This is a genomic window from Flavihumibacter rivuli, from assembly GCF_018595685.2.
Lineage (GTDB): Bacteria > Bacteroidota > Bacteroidia > Chitinophagales > Chitinophagaceae > Flavihumibacter > Flavihumibacter rivuli.
Genome location: NZ_CP092334.1, coordinates 3,922,756 through 3,942,876, shown reverse-complemented (window position 1 = coordinate 3,942,876; position 20,121 = coordinate 3,922,756). Strand labels below are relative to the sequence as shown.

At 48.4% G+C, this 20,121-nt stretch carries 21 protein-coding genes and 1 tRNA gene; 5 read left to right on the top strand and 17 right to left on the bottom strand.

What is annotated here, in order from left to right; all coding sequences use genetic code 11:
* The first annotated feature begins 4 nt into the window (after positions 1–4).
* Positions 5–550: a bifunctional adenosylcobinamide kinase/adenosylcobinamide-phosphate guanylyltransferase gene (locus KJS94_RS16735; RefSeq protein WP_214448290.1), complete on the top strand. Its 546-nt coding sequence runs from the start codon at positions 5–7 to the stop codon at positions 548–550.
* A complete protein-coding gene (cobT, locus tag KJS94_RS16730) occupies positions 547–1,575 on the top strand; it encodes a nicotinate-nucleotide--dimethylbenzimidazole phosphoribosyltransferase (protein ID WP_214448291.1) in 1,029 nt (342 codons plus the stop codon). The genes KJS94_RS16735 and cobT overlap by 4 nt, the downstream gene beginning before the upstream one ends.
* A gap of 47 nt (positions 1,576–1,622) precedes the next feature.
* On the opposite strand, the gene KJS94_RS16725 is transcribed toward cobT, so the two are convergent.
* The 6 genes from KJS94_RS16725 to KJS94_RS16700 all read right to left on the bottom strand — a co-directional run bounded on the left by KJS94_RS16725 (position 1,623) and on the right by KJS94_RS16700 (position 7,029).
* Positions 1,623–2,564 (bottom strand): glycosyltransferase, encoded by a 942-nt coding sequence (locus KJS94_RS16725; protein WP_214448292.1) that lies wholly within the window; start codon positions 2,562–2,564, stop codon positions 1,623–1,625.
* 2 nt (positions 2,565–2,566) lie between these two features.
* A complete protein-coding gene (locus KJS94_RS16720; RefSeq protein ID WP_214448293.1) occupies positions 2,567–3,835 on the bottom strand; it encodes an ABC transporter ATP-binding protein in 1,269 nt (422 codons plus the stop codon).
* Between the two features lie 17 nt (positions 3,836–3,852).
* On the bottom strand, positions 3,853–4,704 hold the full coding sequence (locus KJS94_RS16715; RefSeq protein ID WP_214448294.1) for an ABC transporter permease: 852 nt from the start codon (positions 4,702–4,704) through the stop codon (positions 3,853–3,855).
* A gap of 24 nt (positions 4,705–4,728) precedes the next feature.
* A complete protein-coding gene (locus KJS94_RS16710) occupies positions 4,729–5,748 on the bottom strand; it encodes a glycosyltransferase family 2 protein (protein WP_214448295.1) in 1,020 nt (339 codons plus the stop codon).
* A 101-nt stretch (positions 5,749–5,849) separates the two neighbouring features.
* Positions 5,850–5,921, bottom strand: a tRNA-Arg gene (locus KJS94_RS16705).
* 265 nt (positions 5,922–6,186) lie between these two features.
* The gene (locus tag KJS94_RS16700; RefSeq protein ID WP_214448296.1) at positions 6,187–7,029 is read right to left on the bottom strand and encodes a class I SAM-dependent methyltransferase; all 843 of its coding nucleotides are present in this window, start codon (positions 7,027–7,029) and stop codon (positions 6,187–6,189) included.
* Between the two features lie 91 nt (positions 7,030–7,120).
* Between KJS94_RS16700 and KJS94_RS16695 the strand changes: the two genes are divergently transcribed.
* On the top strand, positions 7,121–8,077 hold the full coding sequence (locus tag KJS94_RS16695; RefSeq protein ID WP_214448297.1) for a helix-turn-helix domain-containing protein: 957 nt from the start codon (positions 7,121–7,123) through the stop codon (positions 8,075–8,077).
* Between the two features lie 154 nt (positions 8,078–8,231).
* On the opposite strand, the gene rbp is transcribed toward KJS94_RS16695, so the two are convergent.
* Positions 8,232–8,531 (bottom strand): RNA-binding regulator, encoded by a 300-nt coding sequence (gene rbp / locus KJS94_RS16690; RefSeq protein ID WP_214448298.1) that lies wholly within the window; start codon positions 8,529–8,531, stop codon positions 8,232–8,234.
* 307 nt (positions 8,532–8,838) lie between these two features.
* On the opposite strand from rbp, the gene KJS94_RS16685 reads away from it, so the two are divergent.
* Entirely contained in the window at positions 8,839–9,399 is a 561-nt protein-coding gene (locus tag KJS94_RS16685) for a DUF1349 domain-containing protein (RefSeq protein WP_214448299.1), read from the top strand.
* A 38-nt stretch (positions 9,400–9,437) separates the two neighbouring features.
* Positions 9,438–10,853 carry an alpha/beta hydrolase family protein gene (locus KJS94_RS16680; protein WP_214448300.1) on the top strand — a complete coding sequence of 472 codons (1,416 nt, stop codon included), beginning with the start codon at positions 9,438–9,440 and terminating at the stop codon, positions 10,851–10,853.
* Positions 10,854–10,936: 83 nt separating this feature from the next.
* Here KJS94_RS16680 and KJS94_RS16675 read toward each other — a convergent pair whose 3' ends face one another.
* From KJS94_RS16675 to KJS94_RS16630, 10 genes are all read right to left on the bottom strand, one after another.
* Positions 10,937–11,515: a MarC family protein gene (locus KJS94_RS16675; RefSeq protein ID WP_214448301.1), complete on the bottom strand. Its 579-nt coding sequence runs from the start codon at positions 11,513–11,515 to the stop codon at positions 10,937–10,939.
* A 104-nt stretch (positions 11,516–11,619) separates the two neighbouring features.
* Complete coding sequence (gene cobC, locus KJS94_RS16670) at positions 11,620–12,222, bottom strand: alpha-ribazole phosphatase (RefSeq protein ID WP_214448302.1); 603 nt, start codon at positions 12,220–12,222, stop codon at positions 11,620–11,622.
* 1 nt (position 12,223) lies between these two features.
* A complete protein-coding gene (locus tag KJS94_RS16665; RefSeq protein ID WP_214448303.1) occupies positions 12,224–13,045 on the bottom strand; it encodes an adenosylcobinamide-GDP ribazoletransferase in 822 nt (273 codons plus the stop codon).
* Positions 13,046–13,495: 450 nt separating this feature from the next.
* Complete coding sequence (locus KJS94_RS16660) at positions 13,496–14,704, bottom strand: lycopene cyclase family protein (RefSeq protein WP_214448304.1); 1,209 nt, start codon at positions 14,702–14,704, stop codon at positions 13,496–13,498.
* 47 nt (positions 14,705–14,751) lie between these two features.
* Positions 14,752–15,234: a sterol desaturase family protein gene (locus KJS94_RS16655; RefSeq protein WP_214448305.1), complete on the bottom strand. Its 483-nt coding sequence runs from the start codon at positions 15,232–15,234 to the stop codon at positions 14,752–14,754.
* 9 nt (positions 15,235–15,243) lie between these two features.
* The gene (idi, locus tag KJS94_RS16650; protein ID WP_214448306.1) at positions 15,244–15,792 is read right to left on the bottom strand and encodes an isopentenyl-diphosphate Delta-isomerase; all 549 of its coding nucleotides are present in this window, start codon (positions 15,790–15,792) and stop codon (positions 15,244–15,246) included.
* A 137-nt stretch (positions 15,793–15,929) separates the two neighbouring features.
* Positions 15,930–16,766: a phytoene/squalene synthase family protein gene (locus KJS94_RS16645; protein ID WP_214448307.1), complete on the bottom strand. Its 837-nt coding sequence runs from the start codon at positions 16,764–16,766 to the stop codon at positions 15,930–15,932.
* 64 nt (positions 16,767–16,830) lie between these two features.
* Positions 16,831–18,306 (bottom strand): bifunctional phytoene desaturase/3,4-desaturase, encoded by a 1,476-nt coding sequence (crtID, locus tag KJS94_RS16640; RefSeq protein WP_239804199.1) that lies wholly within the window; start codon positions 18,304–18,306, stop codon positions 16,831–16,833.
* Between the two features lie 14 nt (positions 18,307–18,320).
* Positions 18,321–18,821 carry an RNA polymerase sigma factor gene (locus KJS94_RS16635; RefSeq protein WP_214448308.1) on the bottom strand — a complete coding sequence of 167 codons (501 nt, stop codon included), beginning with the start codon at positions 18,819–18,821 and terminating at the stop codon, positions 18,321–18,323.
* Between the two features lie 139 nt (positions 18,822–18,960).
* A complete protein-coding gene (locus KJS94_RS16630) occupies positions 18,961–19,842 on the bottom strand; it encodes a MerR family transcriptional regulator (RefSeq protein ID WP_214448309.1) in 882 nt (293 codons plus the stop codon).
* Positions 19,843–20,121 lie beyond the last annotated feature (279 nt).

Sequence of the window (20,121 nt, the reverse complement as noted above, 5' to 3'; positions counted from 1 at the left end):
AACTTTGAATACCCATTCATCCAGCAACTGGACCTTCATCACAGGGGGAGCGAGGAGCGGCAAGAGCCGCTATGCCCAGGAATTAGCGGAAGCCCTATCACCCAACCCAGTTTATGTGGCCACTGCCCGCCGTTGGGATGAGGACTTTGAGCAAAGGATCCGGCGCCACCAGGCCGACCGTCACAACGGATGGCAAACAATTGAAATAGATAAAAACCTGGCATCCATAGAACAAAAAAACCAGCCGATAATTATCGACTGCATTACGCTATGGTTGACCAATCTTTTTGTTGATAACGGCTACGATCTTGAACTTTGCCTCGCCGAAGCAAAGCGGGAGATCGACCAACTAAAGGTGACACCCGGCTGTTACTTTATCGTCTCCAACGAATTGGGCATGGGATTACATGCCGAAACGGAGACAGGCAGGAAGTTTACCGACCTGCAGGGATGGGTGAACCAATACATTGCAGCGCGGTCAGAAAACGTAGTGTTGATGGTCAGCGGAATTCCGCTGGTTGTAAAATCCACTAAACTTAGAAAGGCATGAGTACAGTAGCAACATTATTGCAAGAGAAGATCAACAACAAGACCAAACCCCTTGGTTCATTGGGAGAACTGGAACGTATCGCCTTACAGGCGGGAATCATCCAGGACAGTATCCATCCTGTGATCAATCGTCCTACTATTGTTGTTTTCGCAGGCGACCATGGCATTTCCGAAACAGGATTGGTCAATCCCTTTCCCCAATCCATCACCGGCCAGATGGTGTATAATTTCATCAGGGGTGGTGCAGCCATCAACGTATTCTGCAGGCAGAACGGGATCGATTTGAAAGTAGTGGATGCAGGGGTTAAGGGCGACTTCAGTGATATCATCAGCCATCCCCAATTCATCTCCGCCAAAATTAACCATGGGACCCGCAATTACCTGGAAGAGGCGGCCATGACCTTTGAGGAAACAGAACGCGCCATCGGTTATGGAAGGAGCATTGTAGAGCACCTGGTAGCGGAAGGAAGCAATTGCATGGGCTTTGGTGAAATGGGTATCGGCAACACTTCATCCGCATCGCTGCTGATGGCAGCCATCACCCACACCCCGCTCGAAAAATGTGTAGGCAAGGGAACAGGGGCCGATGAAAAACAACTTGCAACCAAGAAGGCAACCCTGGAGGCCGTTTTCGAAAAGCACCGCAACGTGATCAGCCTGCAATCGCCCATCAAGACCCTTCAATACCTCGGTGGTTATGAGATCGCCATGATGGTGGGTGCCTACCTGGCGGCGGCAGAGCATAAAGTGATCATTGTAGTGGATGGATTCATCAGCACCGCTGCATTGTTAGTAGCGCATGCCATGCAACCTTCAGTACTGAACAACTGCCTATTTGCCCATGCTTCGGGCGAACAGGGACACCAGCGCATGCTCCATTACCTGAACGCCAAACCCTTGCTGAACCTGGGACTCAGGCTTGGTGAAGGCACAGGCGCCGCACTAGCCATGCCTTTGCTATATGCAGCAGTGAACTTTGTAAATGAGATGGCAAGTTTTGAGGATGCAGGTGTTTCCCGGCAATAATGAAATGATCATTGAAGTTCAGCCCAGTAGCGCTATCTGAAAGCTGATCATGGGCTGATCTTTCTGATCCAACTAACAAAGTTTTTCCAGGCACCCTCCCCCTTCCACACATAAGGAGGCAGGCCTAGCTCATTGATCATCCATTCATATTTAGGTCTATGGGTGTTGTATAGAACCTTTAGCAAGGAGGGATCAGCCTTATGGTGCAGTATGGCAACATCATGGTATAATTTGGCACAGATTTCTGTCACATAATAATCCTTCCAAAACTCTAAACCAGATTGAAAGGCCGCCCTTTCCTCATCAGTTCTCAGACTGGATTTCTGGGAATGCAGGACTTTAATCGAATACTCCAGCATCAAAGCAGGATTGCCGGACATACTACCATTTCGGATCCTATAAACAGCAATAGGATCAGTGTGATACAAGCATGGATATTTCCGCGCAATGCGTAAACAAAGATCATAATCCTCACATGCCTTGAGGCTATGATCATACCTGAACTCTTTAAATACCCACCTTGGAAACATAACCGCACAATGGGCCCCAATGAAATTTCCTTTCAGCAAGGCCAGGTAAATATCCTTTCCGGGCGATTTCACCACTAATTCCATTTTGTCTTGAACCTCAAAAAACTTGTAATGTGCCCCAGCAACCAATCCAAGCGAGGAATCCTTTTGTAGAAGGGAAAGGTTTAGGGCTAATGCCCCGGGCAAGAGCCAATCGTCGGCATCAAGAAAAACAAGATAATTCCCTTTACTCACCTTTACACCTTTATTCCTGGCTGCAGAAAGACCCCTGTTTCTCTGCCGGTAATACTTCACCCCAGTAAAACAACGCACCACTTCAGCTGTATTATCACTTGATCCATCATCAACCACCACCACCTCAACGCCCCCCATCCCCTGGCTCAACACACTTTCAATTGCCTTTGAAAGGAATTGGCCATTGTTAAAACAGGGAATGATTACTGAGATGATTGGATGCATAATCATGAGTCAATTCGGTTCACAATAACAGGGAAATTAGGCCGCACATAACCCCACCATTTTACATACCACTCCTTATTACCCACAGGTTCGTCAACAGTAAAATGAAGGCATTCATCATAACTGAATACCGTTTCCTTATTGCCCTTAAAGACCCTGAAGGTAAAGTAATAAGAGCCGTCGTTCAGAAAATCGCCCGGCACCTTACAGAACCCTTCGAAATGCCCTGTGTCAACTGTTTCAGACGGACTAACCACTGCAAATATGCATTCGCCAATCGCAGTAAACAATAACAATTCAGTTACCATTCTTTCTGTTCTGCCATGCAAATGAAATCGAAATCTGACCGTTACAGGAGTATGGATATCTATTGTCCCACCCTCATTGGAAATTTCCGGCAGCAATTCAATTCCCCTCATCGTTAACTGGTCATTACCAGGGGGATGTTCACCTTTTCCCCAGGACCTGCTCCAGATGTTCTGGTTATGTGTAGCCGAATAAGCATTTACCACTTGTTGAACATTTCCATCCAGCTTCAACCTTCCTTCTTCCAACCATATTGCCCTGCTGCACAGTCCATTCACGGCTTGCATATTATGTGAAACAAAAAGAATGGTACGGCCGCTTTCCTTTGAAACTTCACGCATCTTACCCATGCATTTTTTCTGGAAACTCGCATCTCCTACAGCCAGCACTTCATCAACAATAAGGATATCAGGTTCAAGATGCGCAGCAACCGCAAAAGCCAGCCTGACATACATTCCGGAAGAATAGCGCTTAACTGGCGTATCAAGGAAATCAGCCACACCCGAAAAGGTTACGATCTCATCGAACCTGGATTGAATTTCCCGCTTATTCATTCCCAGCATATAGCCACTAAGGAAAATATTCTCCCTGCCACTAAGTTCCCAATGAAACCCAGTACCAATTTCCAGCAAACTGCTGACCTTCCCCCTTCCCCTTATTGTTCCTGAACTGGGTTTGATGATCCTTGAAAGTATCTTCAACAAGGTTGATTTTCCCGCTCCATTTTTCCCTATGATGCCAAGTACCTCCCCACGATTGAGTTCAAAACTAATATCCCTTAACGCCCATATATGGTCACTGGACAGTCTGGCAACCATTCCAGGGTCCGGCCCATTTTGTTTGCTTATGTCAGCCACCTTGCTTAGCCACCATTTGCGGATATCCTGGCGCAAAGAACCTGCCCCGATCTTTCCCAACCGGTACCATTTGGAAACTTCCTCTACCTGAATAACTTTCTCAGCCATTGGATCGAATATTAGGATCAGGCAACATCCAATAGCCTGTCAATGTATTTACTAAAAATCATTATCCCTGCCAGTAATAGAAGCATCATCAGGCCAAAACTATACAGTAGCCCAAACCATTCGGGACTACCAATGCCTAATAAAATACTACGAAAACCATCAATGAGCGGAGCCAGTGGATTAAATTTCACCACCCAATCCCATTTTGCAGGAACATCCTTGCTGGTATAAAAAATGGGACTGACAAACATCAACAACCTGACAATCAACTGAAGTAATCCCGTTAGGTCACGGTACTTTGCGGTAAGCACCGACACAACAAGTCCGCCTCCCAATGCAAAACCAGCCATGATGAGTATAATTGGTAATAGTACTGGCAGATTACCCCAATCCGGAGAAACAGTTCCATTCAACACAAAATAAAACAATACACCTGCCAATAAGAGCAAATTTATACCCAGCCTTATCAATTGTAGCAATACCAGCGAAAGGGGCGTAATCAGTCTTGGAAAATAAACCTTGTTAAATATGGGGGCATTGGCCGTAATAACAGATGCATTGGACAGCAGCAGATCAGAAAAGAAGTTCCAAATAATGATACCCGCCAGGTAAAATAAAAAAGCGGGTTTGCCGGCTGTTGAAATCCCAATGATACCATTAAAGACAATGACGTAAACAAGTACAGAAAGTAAGGGCTGGAATAACATCCAGAATGGCCCCAGGAGGGTCTGCTGGTAAGCTCCAATGAAATCCTTTCTTACCATACCAAATAAAAGATCTTTGTAGGCTACCAGTTCCCTGAAACTAGTACCCAACCAATGGCTTTGCGGCCCTATCTCCCATTCCCAGTATTGTTTATCCGATCTCATTTTTTACAGCTTTTATGGGCTGACCTAATTCCCCGGCAATAGTAGTTTCTTCGCTGACGATTTAGCCTGTTCCCATGCATGTCGGGTGGCAATTCGACCAAAAGATACCAAGGTTTCCAATCGCTTGTCAAATAAAAAATTCTGGTAAGCCAAATTAAAGAACGCCTCCCGATCACTGTAATAATGGCTTTGCGCAATGCCTCCAAAGAACTGCGAAAAGACCCGTTTAGCATTACGTTGGGTGATCTGCTTGTCCTGGTCAGGGACATACCCCTGGATTATGCTGATCACCTTTTCAATATCCCTGATGCACTGACCGGTCTTGTAGGCATTGGCCGTAATGTTTTCATTATGCTTCCTGTAAAGCGCAAGACTTTCGGGTGAATAGGCAACCGGGTAATGAGCGGCAATCCGGGCCCACATTTCCCAGTCTTCTCCATAATGTACCGCAAAGAAACCACCCAGGTGTTCGTAAACACTCCGCTTTACTACTATGGCCGGGGGCTGCAGCAGGTTGGCCGATGCGATCTTAAAGAGCCAATTCTCAATAATACCCTTATTTTCCTGGATATTCGGTTTACTGTGCAGGTGCCGATCCCTTTCATCAATATAGTCGTTCCGGGTAAATGCAGCACCCGCTTCCGGATGGGCCTTGAAGAGCGCCTCTATCTCCTGGTAAAATCCAGGTTTCACCATATCATCCCCATGAAGGATATGCACCCGGTATCCCTTTGCCCTATTAATACAGCTTTCAAAATTCCTCAGGCTCCCCCTGTTCACCGGTTGGCGGAAATATTGGACCCGCCCCTTGCCAAGGCAATGCACCATTGCTTCAATATCCCCATCTGTACTGGCATCATCAATGATTTCTATTTGCATTTGCTCGGGTCCGGCATCCTGGTCCAAAACAGATCGCAATGTCCTTTCTATGTATCCATAACAGTTGTATACAGGGATCATGACCGACCAAAGGGGGCGGTCAATACCCGTGGGCAGGGGAGCAATACGGGGAGGGGTTGCCGGGATCCTGTCGAGATGCTGCATAAATAAGAAAGGGAAACCCGGCCTTCAGCACAGGGTTGCCAAAGACAATATAATACAAATGGTAAAGTGTTGGGGTAAAATCCTAAAAGGGAAAGGAAGTGTGGCCTCGCCAGGAATCGAACCTGGATCTGGAGCTTCGGAAACTCTTATACTATCCATTGTACTACGAGGCCAGGGAACAAGGACCATCCGGGTTGGACGGTCAGGGGCTGCAAAACTAAGGTAAAATTGGATTGAAGCAGCGGTTATTTGCGGCATTCCTGCGGGGAAACCAATTCCCCATTTGGACAACTAAGGCATGGCCTCCCCTCATAAAAAATCCCCCGGAAATTCCGGGGGAGGGCTCAATATTCGTAAGTGTTACGGAATCTTACCTGCCAGAGCGGCTAAGACCTGCCCTTTCGGTTAGGCCAGCTAAGCTTCTCGTTATTTTTCAAGTTATACCAAAGCCTTTACCAGCAAATAAGTGGCTGGAATCTCGGTGGCTTCAGCTGAGGGACTTTGATTCTGGCTATTGAACAAGTCTTCCAACTCCTTTTGCAACTCCCCTGCCTTGCCATTTTTCTCCGCACTCTCAAATGCATTCATGGTTGGACCATAATAGTTTTTAAAGACCTCAACGAACTGTGACGGCGAAAAAGGCGCACGAAATACAAATTTTTCCCTGCTGAACGCTATGTTTTCCTTTGGAATTCCCGCTTTGCCAAAACGCTCTATGACATGGTCTTCCACTCCCCAAAGCATTGGGCTAACAAAGCCTTCCGGTGGTGGCGGTGTGTAAGCAGAACTGATTTTCAGGATCTGGGCTACCAGTGTGGGATCACCCGGAATCCAGTTCCCCATAACTATTTGCCCTCCCTTCCGGGTAACACGTGCCATTTCACTGGCCACATCAAATGGCCTGGGCGCAAACATGGCACCGAATACAGTTACTACAAGATCAAAAGATTGATCTCCCAGGGCAACCAACCCTGAAGCGTCACCTTCCTGGAAAAGGCAATTCTCCAGTCCTGCTTCTTTGGCACGTTCATTCCCAGCCTTTACGAGGTTGCTGGCAATATCAACCCCCAATACATTTGCCCCAGCCCTGGCAGCCGGTATTGCCGTGGTTCCATCCCCACAACCGAGGTCAAGAACTTCCCATCCTTCCCGGATTCCCAAATTTGCGACAAGTGCTTCTCCACTTTCGCGCATGGTGGATGCAATGCGCGTAAAGTCACCTTTCTCCCATAACTGCTTGTTAGGGTTCGCTGGTTTAAGCGAGGATGTGTCTGTTACCATTTGATTTTATTTTAAGGTTCGGAATAAAGTTAATTCGCAATAAGAAGCATCCATTTACCCAGGAGTTCATAAAGTTGCCTATAAAGTTCATTTGGGTAATGAACAAGCCCATAAACCGGGAAAATCCGAGGTCTTTCCTGCTATATTTTGTAAATTGTACTTACCGAGCTATATGGTCAATTTTTACGAAAGCGTTCTTAAACATCCAGGGTATTATCGCCAGTTCAATTGCAGCGATTCTCTGATTACAGTATTCAATTGCCCATTAGAAGCCCGCCTCATGAAGGCGAAATTTTCAGATGCCTGGAGTCAATTCAATTACCTATTTTATGTTGTAGAGGGGAATAAGATCTGGCACACCGCCCGAAAATCGTATTCAATTGGGAGTGATACCTGTGTATTTGTTCGCAAGGGGGCCTGGATATTTGAAAACTTCCTTGAGAAAGGGTTTTGCGTTGTACTATTTTTTTTCCCCGATAAATTCATTTGTGACACAATAAGAGCCAAATCAAAGCCCCTAAATAACTCCCTTCCTGTTTTCGAACCAGTAATGATCCTTGAAAAAAGCGATACGCTGACAGGTTTCTTTCTTTCATTCGCATCCTATTTTGGCGGAACCATTGAACCCGACCCCTACTTGTTGGAACTTAAGTTCAAGGAATTGATCTTAACTATTGCCGAAAACCAAAAGAATGAAGAAATCCTATCCTATTTCTGTTACTTAATGCACGAAAATCAACAGGTTACTTTACAACGGGTGATGGAAGATAATTTTTGTTATAACCTTAACCTTGAACAGTTCGCAATTTTATGCAACAGGAGTCTTTCCTCCTTCAAACGTGATTTCCAGAAAATCTATAAGACCACCCCTGGAAAATGGCTATTGGAAAAGCGGCTACATCATTCATTATTACTCTTGCGTGATCAGCATAAATCCATCACCGATGTTATTTTTGAATGTGGTTTTGAAAGCCCTTCCCATTTCTTCCGTTCATTTAAAGCCCGGTTCAACACCACTCCCCATGCTTTCAAAAACGCCACTTATTGATATTGACCATTTTCCCCTTGCCACCTGCTCTTTTCCAATAGATTGTCTCATCCGCTTCCTTTAGTAACAGTCAAAATTCAACCAACCCCATCGTATATAGGCAAAAAAAATCCCCCGGAATGTCCGGGGGATAACAAAAATCTTCCAATGGCTATTACCAGCCACCGCGGTTGCCGCCAACCTTATAAGATCCACCGGCAAAAGGCTTGCTTTCCCTTGGTTTCGCTTCGTTCACCTTAATGGTCCTGCCATCAAAAGTTGACTGGTCCAGTCCGGCAATGGCTGCTTTAGCCTGATCCGTATCGGGCATCTCAACGAAACCGAAGCCCCTTGATTGACCAGTAAACTTATCATTGATGATATTGGCGCTAGCCACTTCACCATAAGATGAAAAAAGAGATTTCAGGTCTTCGTTCATTAAACTGAAGCCCAGGTTTGAAACATAAATGTTCATAACAAAAATTGAAAAAATAAAAAATGCTTGAGAAGGCAACAAGTAAGGGAATAACCAGAGGCAGATTGCTAGGCTGTATAATTAGGCAATTACTAAACTTGCGAAGCTCAAAATAACCCAACGAAGGTAGTGTTTAATTCTTACCAAACAACATTCCGTCAAAACTTTAACGTTTGGGGTCTTTACGATCGGGAAAACTGCGGTAAATGCCAGAGCTCCCTGTTCAGCTGGTGAAACTTGTCATTCATCCAATTCCAGGGCGGTTGGGCAACTTCATCAACTACCTTTGGTCAATAAACCATCCTGCATGCAGCAAATCCTTCCGGTAGCCTATACCATCAGCCACCAGGATAGCCTGATCCAGTGGGGCCAGGACCATCTGGTTGCCAGGGTACCGGGCCATTCAGACTTCTGGAATGTCACCCATTATGGGTTCACTTATTTCTCCGGGCTGACCCTATTAAAGGAAGCACCCGGCAATTTTGTCTTGGAAACCAACCTGGTGGCGGATTACAGGGAACAATTCGACCAAACAGGCATAATACTGATGCTGGACCAGAACCACTGGATCAAAACGGGCATCGAATTCGTGGATGGCAAAAAATGGCTGAGTGTCGTGGTTACCCATGATGTATCCGACTGGTCAGTAAGGCCGGTAGACCAGGCTGCAGAACGCATCCGAGTCCGGCTGCACCGGGAGGGCGATTTTTGTGAGATCTCCTTTTCGGTCGATGGCAATCCATTTGAAATGGCGAGGCTGGCACCATTTGCCCCATCATCCGGATTAAAGGCTGGTTTCATGGGCGCAGCCCCTAAGGGCAATGGCTTCATTGCTACATTTGAGAACATCCTATGGAAAACCCTTTGATGACACGATCTTCCTAAACCAACAACATGCTATCTGCTATGACCAAAAAAATCTTAACCCTGCTATTGCTGGCCCTGCCAGTATTGTACACCACAGCCCAAACAACTGGCTCTTCGGCTATACCTCCCCGTGGCAACTGGACCGGGGCCATCCAGCTCAATGCATCAAGGAGCCTCAGGATCGGGATAGAGTTCCCTTCGAAACCCAACCAGCGCCCCTGGTTCCATAGCATGGACCAACAGATGTACAATATCCCCATCAGGTTGGTGGAGCAAAAAAGGGATTCTGTCCAACTCACCATCAGCCATCCCAATGCAGTGGTCACCATTGCTTTTAACGGGAAGGAAGGCAAGGGCAATTTCAGGCAGGGGAACTTTGTTGCACCGGTAGCGCTGCAATACACCGACAGCCCTTTTAGCAAACCCCTGCGGCCACAGGAACCTGTTTATCCATTACCTTATAAGGAAGAAGATATCACCTACCGGAACAGTGCCGATTCGGTTACCCTGGCTGCAACCCTGACCCTTCCGCGTTCAGGAAAACCTTCTCCTGCCATCCTGCTGATACCGGGATCGGGGCCCAATGACCGCGATGCCTACATTTTCGGGCATAAGGTATTCCTCGTGCTGGCAGATTATTTCACGAGAAAAGGTTTTGTGGTTCTGAGGGCCGATGACCGGGGCACCGGTGCTTCTACAGGGAAATATTCAACGGCCTCCATCAAGGACCTGGCCAATGATGCAAAGGCTGGTGTAGAATACCTGCGCAGCAGGAAGGAAGTGAACCCCGAACGGGTCTTCATTATGGGCCATAGCCTCGGTGCAGAGATCGCCAGCCTAACAGCATTGAACAACCGAAATGTAAATGGCGTGGTATTACTGGCAGGCGCTGGTGAATCACTCCGTGAAACCATCCTTCGCCAGACAGCCGACATCTATGCCCAGCAAGGGGTTTCCAGGGAAGGCATTGACCTGAATACAAAGGTTCTCCTTGCGGTATTTGATGCTGTGCAAAAATATCCCACCAATGACAGTACGCTGGCCGCCATTGAAAGGTCATTTGCGTCCCTGAATCCATTGGTGGAGCAAGTGCCCGCTAAAGAAAGGGATATACTGGAACTTTCTTATCCCCTCAATCCAAAAGCCTTTGGGCATTTCTGGGGCAAGGCCATGCGCTTCGACCTTTTTTACCAACCGCTGGATTCCTATCGCCAATTGCAGCAACCGGTACTGGTGACGCAGGGAACGAGTGATGTCCAGGTAAAAGCAGATAATGCAGAACGTATTGGTGCGGTATTGAACAATAAAGCTTCAGTCGTAAAGCTGTTTGATAGCAAGAACCATTTGTTCCAAACCTGCAAGAGCTGCACAGTGGAAGAATATGGCAGCTTAACAGAAACCTTTTCGCCGGAGGTGTTGGATTTCATCTACCAATGGCTGCGGAAAAATTTGTGATCGGGCTCATTTACCCCATAAAAGCAAGATCCCTGAAAGGCAAAACCATTCAGGGATCTTTCTTTTATCATTCGCAATGTCATTTACTTGATCAATCCCGCAGCATTGGTCGCAAATATCTTCACGGCAATGGCCAGTAGGATCACTCCGAAGAATTTTCTGACGGCCAGCAAGCCATTGGGCCCTATGAATTTTGCGATCCGGTCCAGGGAACGCAGTACGAAGTACACCAATACCAGGTTCAGCAGTATGGCCAGCAACACATTCACGGTGCTGTAGTTAGCCTTCAGGGAGATGATGGTGGTGAGCGTTCCGGAACCAGCGATCAGCGGGAAGGCGATCGGGACAACGGTCCCGGACTTGGCGTCCTCATCCCCTTTGAAGAATTCGATACCCAATACCATCTCGAGACCAAGGATAAAGATCACGATGGAACCACCCACGGCGAAGGACCTTACATCAAGTCCCAAAATGCTCAGGAACTTCTCCCCCACCAGCAGGAAGAGGATCATCAGCGCGCCGGAGATAATGGTGGCACGCAATTCATGGATCACCCCCATCTTCGATTTCAGCGAGATCAGTAAGGGAATAGAGCCAAGGATATCGATCACCGCAAACAGGGTGAAGGTCACCGTTAGTAATTCATCGTAATTAAAACTCATTGGCAGGGTATTTTAGGAAGATGTGCCGGAATGATCGCCGGGCATCCAAACATCCCACAACAATGCTGTTGGGGCAGGCTATGAATAAACGCAAATGAATATACTCATTTCTTCTCTAACCTTGAAGGCCGGTGCTGCTCCTTTGGGCCTTCAATATTGGAAAGCATCTCGAAGGTCCGCTCAACAGGATTAACTTTTGCCACGCAACCATAATGGAGCGGGAAACGCTGGAAGGATTCCACCAGGGGCGTATCGGTCAGGTGCGAGAGGATACTCCTGATCACCCCGCCATGCGCCACGATCGCCGCCGGTAAGGCAGATTCGGTAATAGTCCGGAAACGCGCTACAGTGCGCTCATAGAGGTCGATATAACTCTCCCCGCCGGGCACCCTCACCTTCACAAAATCATCCATCCAGGGTTGCAACTCTTCCTGCGGGATATGGTCCCAGTGCCGCATTTCCCAATCGCCGCAATGCAGTTCCATCAGGTCCTCATGGAACCGGATCGGATGGGTAAACAAATGCTCGGCCAGCTTGCGGCACCGTTGTAACGGGCTGGAATAAACGAAACGGATATCCGCTGGCAACACTGACCTGATCAGGGCTGCTTCCGATTCAAAGGTTTCAGTAACATCCAGGTCGGTCTGCCCGTAACAGATGCCTTTCTCAACAGCGGGACGGGTATGGCGGATCAGGTAAACTTCCATATTACACAAAGTAACGCCATAGGATCAATGCGGTCAAATAGAAAACAATCTCTGTTACCTGTTGCACGGTACCGAGACAATCGCCCGTATACCCGCCGATCCATTTTTTAAAAAAGGAAGCCAGTGCTGTCCTGGCGATGAACATGGGTACCAGTACAAGTGCAAATGGCCAGGATAGGAAAAGGAAGGGCCAGCAGGCGAACACTATGGCAGCCATCAGGGCAGGCCAACTCAATGGCGTACGTGATAAGGGTTTGGACTTGCTATTGTTGTCATCCCGCACATAGGTGTATTGCTGGATCACCGTTACCGCCATCAATCGGCTGGTGCCATGAGCAGCCAACAATAGGAGTAAGAAGATTTGGTAATTGGCCAATGCGAATAGGGAGGGCTGCAAACCTTCCGGTGCAAAGCTGGGCAGCTCCCTGACCAGGAGGAATTTCACCGCGAGGATGCCGATCAACCCAACTGTACCATAAGTGCCAATGCGGCTGTCCTTCATGATGAGCAGGATCTTTTCTTTTGTCCAGCCACCACCGAAGGCATCACAAACATCCGCAAAGCCATCTTCATGGAAAGCCCCGGTCACCCAAATGGTGGTGAGCATATAGCCAACAATGGCCAGGTCCTCACTGATGTATTTGCCAATAACAAGGTAGGCCAATGCGCCAAAAGCCGCCACTACATTGCCCACCAGGGGGAAATACCGGGTGGACCCCTCGAGGTATTCCGGCTTGAAAGGGAAGCTATCCGGCACTTTGATCCTGGTCAGGAACTGCACCGCCGCCAGGAAATAATGGTATTCGCGAAGTAGAAAGGACATGGGGCGAATATAGGGATTGGGAGGATGTGGAGATGTGAAGATGTGGAGATGTGGAGATGTGGATATGTGGATATGTGGATATGTGGATATGTGATCCTTAGGCCAACCAGTAGATGAAATGCTCACGCGAAGCTTCGTCAGACCAAGCCTGATTTTTTTACCTCAGCGGGGTCTCCCGGAGGGGACCCCGATGTATAATAGATGAAATATTATTTTCGTCAATCAGCTGATTTAATCTTCCAACTACCCGTTGGTCATCAAACACAACGGGGGGAAGCGGGGGTGTATTATATCTTTTCACCCCATGGTCCTACTATTCGAGGTTACCCGATGGATATCTATCCTACTATTCATCAGGGTCCCCTGCGGGAGACCCTGCTGGGGTTAGCTCTCATCTTCCAACAAGCCGTTGGTCATAAGACAGAACGGGTCGACGGGAAATTAACCCGTTCACTTCGTGCCTTTCAATTGCCTGATGGCGGCGGAGAGGAAGGGAAGGGTGGGCAGGGTGCTGATGATCTTTAATTCCTGGGGTAGACTGGTCTCGTTGTCGAGGAAACGGAACACATCCTGGATACGGTTCTTTTTGAAAAGGGTGGTGAAGATTTCCGCGCCCGGCAAAGTATTGCGGGCCAGGATATCCAGCAATACACTATCGTAAAAATGGAAACGGGAATGGTCGTGGTTGATGCTATAGGGATCCCCCATTTGGATCAATGATTCAACGATACCGGCGGTGCGCTTCTGCACGAACTGGAAGGTAAAGCCGCTCGATGCCTTGGTCTGGCCACCGGCGGTGCCGATATGTACGATCCTTCCTTCATGGCTCCGGAACCGGTAATTGGTCATGGGAATGATACCAAACTCCTCTTCCTCGACCTTATATTCCTTAATGCCCATGAACCCGCTGATATACTCCTTCAATCCCTTATCATAATCTTCCTGCTCCAGCAGGTCCTGTGTAAACAGAGTGTATTCCACCAGGGCAAGATCAGGGGCTAACGGCATCACATAAACGAAAGTGGTACCATGGCCCTGGGCAACGCGGAAATCCATGAAAGTATTGGCTGCAGGATCAAATACGGGGGATGGGGTATGGATCACCCAGCCCTTGAAATGCTGGATGAGGTAGTGCAGGTTGCCCGAAGGTTCAGGCTGTTTCCACAATATGCTGTTGAATACATAATTGGCCGTGAACTGTTCCCCATCCGAGAGGGTCACATAGGCCAGTTGCTCATCGGCATTCAGGGATACAACTTTGGCCCTGCGCTGTTCAATATTGGGGTGCCTGGCCAGTTCTTCCAGGACAAAACGATAGAAATCGGCTCCCCTGATCATCTTATACTGATAGGGATGGCTGTTGAACTGCCTGGAAAAACCCGGGCCATGGAACCAGCAGTTCTCCCAGCGACGGAATACTGCCTCCTCAAACAATCCCGGACCGGTCTCCCAGAAACACCAGGTGCGGTCATTGGCTTGCTTCTGCTGGCTATCGACCATGAGTATGCGCTTCCCGTCAAGCTTTCCGGAAATAGCCATTCGGTAGGCAAGACTTAGTCCTGCCAAACCTGAACCGGTAATGAGGTAATCGTAATGGGTCATATTGGGTTGGCCACCCGCAAAGTGGCCGGGATGCTCCTTTTCCTGCTGAAAGGTCAATACAAAGTACGCAATAAAATGAGGGCCGATGATGGCCTCCCGGGGTACTATTGGCGAGCTTTCTGGAACTCCTGGTCCTTGCGCACCTTCTCCCAATACTTCTTGTGCACCATCAACATGCCGAAGCTTTCACCATCTTCTTTCTCGATATGCTTGTGGTGCATTTTGTGGGCCCAGCGGATGGCCTTCACATAAATATTGTTGGAGCGGGTCAGGAACTTGAACCGCTGGTGGATGATGACATCGTGTACCAGGAAATAGGCAAAGCCATAGGCCATGATACCGAAACCGATGGCCTGCATCCAATAGATCTTATTAAGCGTACCGAAAAGGATCAGCAGCATGCTGGGTACGGCAAAGATCACAAAGAACCAATCGTTCTTTTCAAAGAAGCCCGGCCCTTTCTTGTGGTGGTCCTCATGCAGGTACCAGAGAAAACCATGCATCACATACCGGTGGGTCAACCAGGTGATCCCTTCCATGACCAAGAACGTCCCAACTACTATTCCCAAATAAGCTAACCAATGCATATATCTTTTTTAAGCGAACTGTTTGGCAAATTTATTCTCTTTTACCCACTCCTTCACCCTTGGGAAGGCAAGCCTGAACCAGACGGTGAACTTGGCGGGATGGCTTTCCATGGCAGATTCGATCTCGTCCATGGAGCGATAGCAGTAATCCTGTACTTCGGCAGGGTCCGGGTGAATAGGTCCTTCGTACTGGCCGATGAACACATGGTCGAACTCATGTTCCGTAAGGCCATTATCGAATGGGGCTTCGTAAATAAAATCGAAGGCCTTGCTGAGGGTGGTAGAGAACCCCATTTCTTCCTTTAACCTCCTGTAGGCCGCATCCTCCACCGGTTCTTCGGGAAAGGGGTGGCTGCAACAGGTATTGGTCCATAGGCCCCCGCTATGGTATTTGCTCAGGGCCCTTTGTTGTAAAAGCATTTCCCCCGCGCGGTTGAAAACGAATACGCTGAAAGCCCGGTGTAACAGGGCTTTGCGGTGCGCTTCCATTTTCTCCATCACCCCCACCGGTTCATCCTTTTCGTTAACGAGTACTACACTATTTCTGATATCACTCATAAATTCATTTAATGATTGGGCCACTAAGGCGCCAAGACACGAAGTAACACGAAGCCATCCAGGACCTTTGTGAATCTTAGCGCCTTTGTGCCTTCGTGGCCCTCCTTTTTGGCCTCTTTTGTGGCCCTCCCCTTTTCTCAGATCAAATTCAACTGGTTCTTTACGCCGGCGCGGACAACGATCATCGCCTTGCGGTAGTTGGGGATGCGTATCCTTTCGATCAATATCCTTTGCGGTTGGAGTTGCTTGATCTTCTTGAACAGCGACAGGTAATACTTATACGCCACATACACCCCAAACCTGGCTTTCACGGGCAATTGCATGATGCCGGTATAGGCATCATCGAAATCCTTCTGGATATCGGCTTCGATCTTGCTCTTGTCGCAGGCAGTAAAATTATTGAAATCACAACCGGGGAAATACACCCGGTCCAGCTGGTTGAAATCGGCTTTGATATCCCTCAGGAAATTCACCTTCTGGAAGGCAGCCCCTAAAGAACGGGCAGGCGCTTTCAGGCGTTGGTAGAGGGAGCGGTCTCCTTCACAAAATACGAAGAGGCACATCAGTCCCACCACTTCCGCAGAACCATAGATATACTCTGCATAACCGTTCGCATCATAGGCCTTCTTATCCAGGTCCATTTCCATACTGCGGAAAAAAGCTTCAATAAGGTCGTGATCGATATTGTATTCATTCACGGTCTTCTGGAAACTGTGCAGGATGGGATTAAGGCTGATCTTCCTTTCTATTGCCTCATAGGTCTGCTGCTTGAATTCTGCCAGCAGGGTGGACTTGTCGTGCTGGTGGAAAGTATCCACGATCTCATCAGCAAAACGGACAAAGCCATAGATATTGAAGATCGGCTGGCGCAGGTCATGGTGCAAAAGCCTGATCGAGGAAAAGAATGAGGTACTGTACTGCTCGGTGGTCACCCGGCTGCAAAGCTCACTCACCGTATGGAACAATTGCATCATAAGCTAGCTATTCTGATATTTTTTTAAGATAAGCATTCCCCATGCACTAAACAAGAATCGTTCATTAATTACCGAATTGACTGATCACTTCCTTCGCCACCACTTCCCCACTGATGAGGCTGGGCGGTACACCCGGACCCGGAACGGTGAGCTGCCCGGTATAGAAAAGGTTCTTCACCTTCTTGCTCCTGCAGGCAGGCTTTAATACTGCCGTTTGCATCAGGGTATTGGCCAGGCCATAGGCATTCCCCTTGAAGGAATTATATTCCTTCACAAAATCACTATGGGCAAAGGAACGGTTCAGGATGACCGCATCCTTTACTGATTGGCCGATATGTTGCTCCAGCCTGTTGACAATCATGTTGAAATAACGTTCCCGTACAACCGAATCATCGTTATGTAATCCGGTAGCTACCGGCACCAGCAGGAAGAGGTTCTCCTTACCAATGGGGGCAACGGTCGGGTCGGTCACGGAAGGCGCGCTCATGTAGAACAGCGGCTCCTTCGGCCATTCCCTGGTCTGGTAGATCTCCCTGGCATGCTGTTCAAAAGGCGCATCGAAGAAGAGGCTGTGGTGCAAAACACCCTCCAGCTTCTTATCCAACCCAACATAATAGAGCAAACAGGAAGGCGCCATCACCCGGCTGTCCCAATAGGACTCCGAATAACTGCGGTGGGATTCCGGCAGCAGCTTGCTTTCGATGAAATGATAATCGGCGCCACCGATCACCACATCGGCAGTGAAGCTGCCATTCTGGGTAGTAACGGAACGCGCCGCATTGGCACTGATATCAATGGAGCGGACCTCCTCGTTGAAACGGAAACTTACCCCCTGCTCCATCGCCAGCTTGTACATGGCGTCCACAATGCAGTACATGCCCCCCTTGGGATACCAGGTTCCGCCCACCACATCAGCATAATTCATCAGGCTGTAGAGGGCAGGTGTATCCTGTGGCATGGCACCCAGGAAGAGCACGGGAAATTCCATCAATTGCCGCAACCTGGGGTCGCGGAAGAATTTATGGACATGCGACTTCATGGAAGTGAACACATCGAGCTTGAAGACACCTTTTATCACTTCCCAGTCGAGGAATTCCTGCAGCGATTGCCCGGGCTTGAACACGAGGCGCTGGATACCTACACGGTATTTGTAGGCGGCCTCATCCATGAACTGCTGGAGGCGCAGGGCGGAACCGGGCTCTATGGATTCGAAAAGCTCCTTCAATGCAGGCAGTCCGGCCGGGACGTCCATGGGGCCGTCTGACCAGTACACACGGTAAGAGGGGTCCAGCCGCTCCAACTCGTAATAATCACTAACTGATCTGCCAAACTGCGCGAAGAAGCGCTCGAATACGTCGGGCATCCAGTACCAACTGGGGCCCATGTCGAAAGTAAAGCCGTCCTGCTTCCATTGCCGGGCGCGGCCTCCCGGCTGGTCGTGCTTCTCCAGCACGGTCACCTGCCATCCGGCGCGGGCCATGAATGCAGCGGCCGATAGGCCGGCGAAACCGCTTCCTATGATGATAACTTTTTTTCCCACCTTGAAAAGATAACTTAAAAACGCTGGATCTGCGCCTTCAATAATTTCCTGGCGAAATGGATCCTGCTCTTGATGGTACCGAGGGGCTCTCCCAGCATTTCGGCGATCTCGTGGTACTTGAATCCATCGAAGTACAGGAGGAAGGGATTGCGGAAGATCTCCGGGAGTTTATGGATCGCTTCCTGGATCTCCTTCATGCGGATACTGCTCTCGGCTGTATTGGCCGCTACCGCCTGGTTATAATTGATCAGGAAATCATTGGGCGTGCTGTCGAATATGGTGTTCTGCTTGGCTTTCCTGCGGTAATTGTTGATGAAGATATTCCGCATGATGGTGTAGAGCCATGCCTTGATATTGGTACCGACATTGTACTTCTCCTTATTGGCAAGGGCCCGGAACATGGTTTCCTGGAAAAGGTCCTGTGCGGCTTCATTATCCCGTGTTAACGTGATCGCGAAGGGTCGCAGGAACTCTGCATTATCCACCAGCATCTCATTGAAATCTACGTTAGACATGGCTCAAAGTGTTTAATTATTTCTTATCCAAATTTAAACAAATAACCCTATCCCTACCAAATTATTTGTTTAATATTTCTGTCATATTTCTCAAACAACACCTAATTCATTGTTTATCCATTGATTAGGATAAAAAAATTTATTTGATGCTGGCGATATATTCCATCACCTCGGGAAGGGAACGCTTGAAGGCGACGTTATCGGGCACTTTTTTCTTGTACTGCTGGCAGAGCAAACCGGAAATGACCAGTTTATGCGAAGGGCAGCGGAGGGAATAATTGGTCAGGAACCTTTCGAAATTAAAATTGTGCGCAACCGATGTAAGGTGCGTGTACAGGTAATCGGGTTTTTTAAGGTTCGCCACAAATTCCACATCCTTCAATGGTACATTGGACCCTAAATAAAGAACATTGATCCCCCGGCTCTTCATCAGGTAGTAGGTGAACAAGAGGCCGATCTCATGGTGTTCCCCCTCCGGCAGGAACAGCATCACTGTCCTGTTCACATTGAGGTGGGAGAAAGCGCCTTCGATGCCTACGATCAGCTTCTGGCGGATCACATTGGTCACCAGGTGCTCCTGTGCCGGGTTGATGTGATTGGTCAGCCACAAGATCCCGATTTTCTCGAGGAATGGGAAGATCACCTGTGTTATTGTTTTGTCAATTCCCCGCGCGGAGATATACGTGTCCAGCATCTGCTCAAAGCCTTCAATATTCATGTCCACCATGAGCTGGATCAGTTCATTCACCATGCGCTCCTGCTGGGCCTGGGGACTGCCCAGGGCCACGATCTTATCGCGGATCTCGTCCGGCCGCATCTTATCGATGTGGGAGATCTTGTAGCCGTATTTGTTCAACAGGGCAATATTGAGGACGGCTTTCAGCTCCTCATTGGAATAGTAGCGGATATTGGTTTGGGTACGCTGGGGTTTCAGGAAATTGTAGCGCTGTTCCCAGATCCTGATCGTGTGGGCCTTAATGCCAGAAAGGTTTTCCAGGTCTTTGATGGTAAACGCATTCATAGCCTCTTCATTTCGTGTTTAATCTTGTTGACATAAAATTAAACAGAAAAATAAGAAAAAGGTTTGGGAAAGAAGAAAAGTTTAGGAAGCATTTTAAACCTCGGCGGGAGGCTGTGGAAGTGGACCCGGATAGAACGCCTTAACCCTCAGCAGGGTCTCCTGAAAGGGACCCCGATGCACTTCCGTCCTGCTATTCATCAGGGTCCCCTCCGGGAGACCCTGCTGGGGAAAGAGATAAAATGGAGCCCTAATGGGAAAGAGAGAAAATGAATCCCCTGT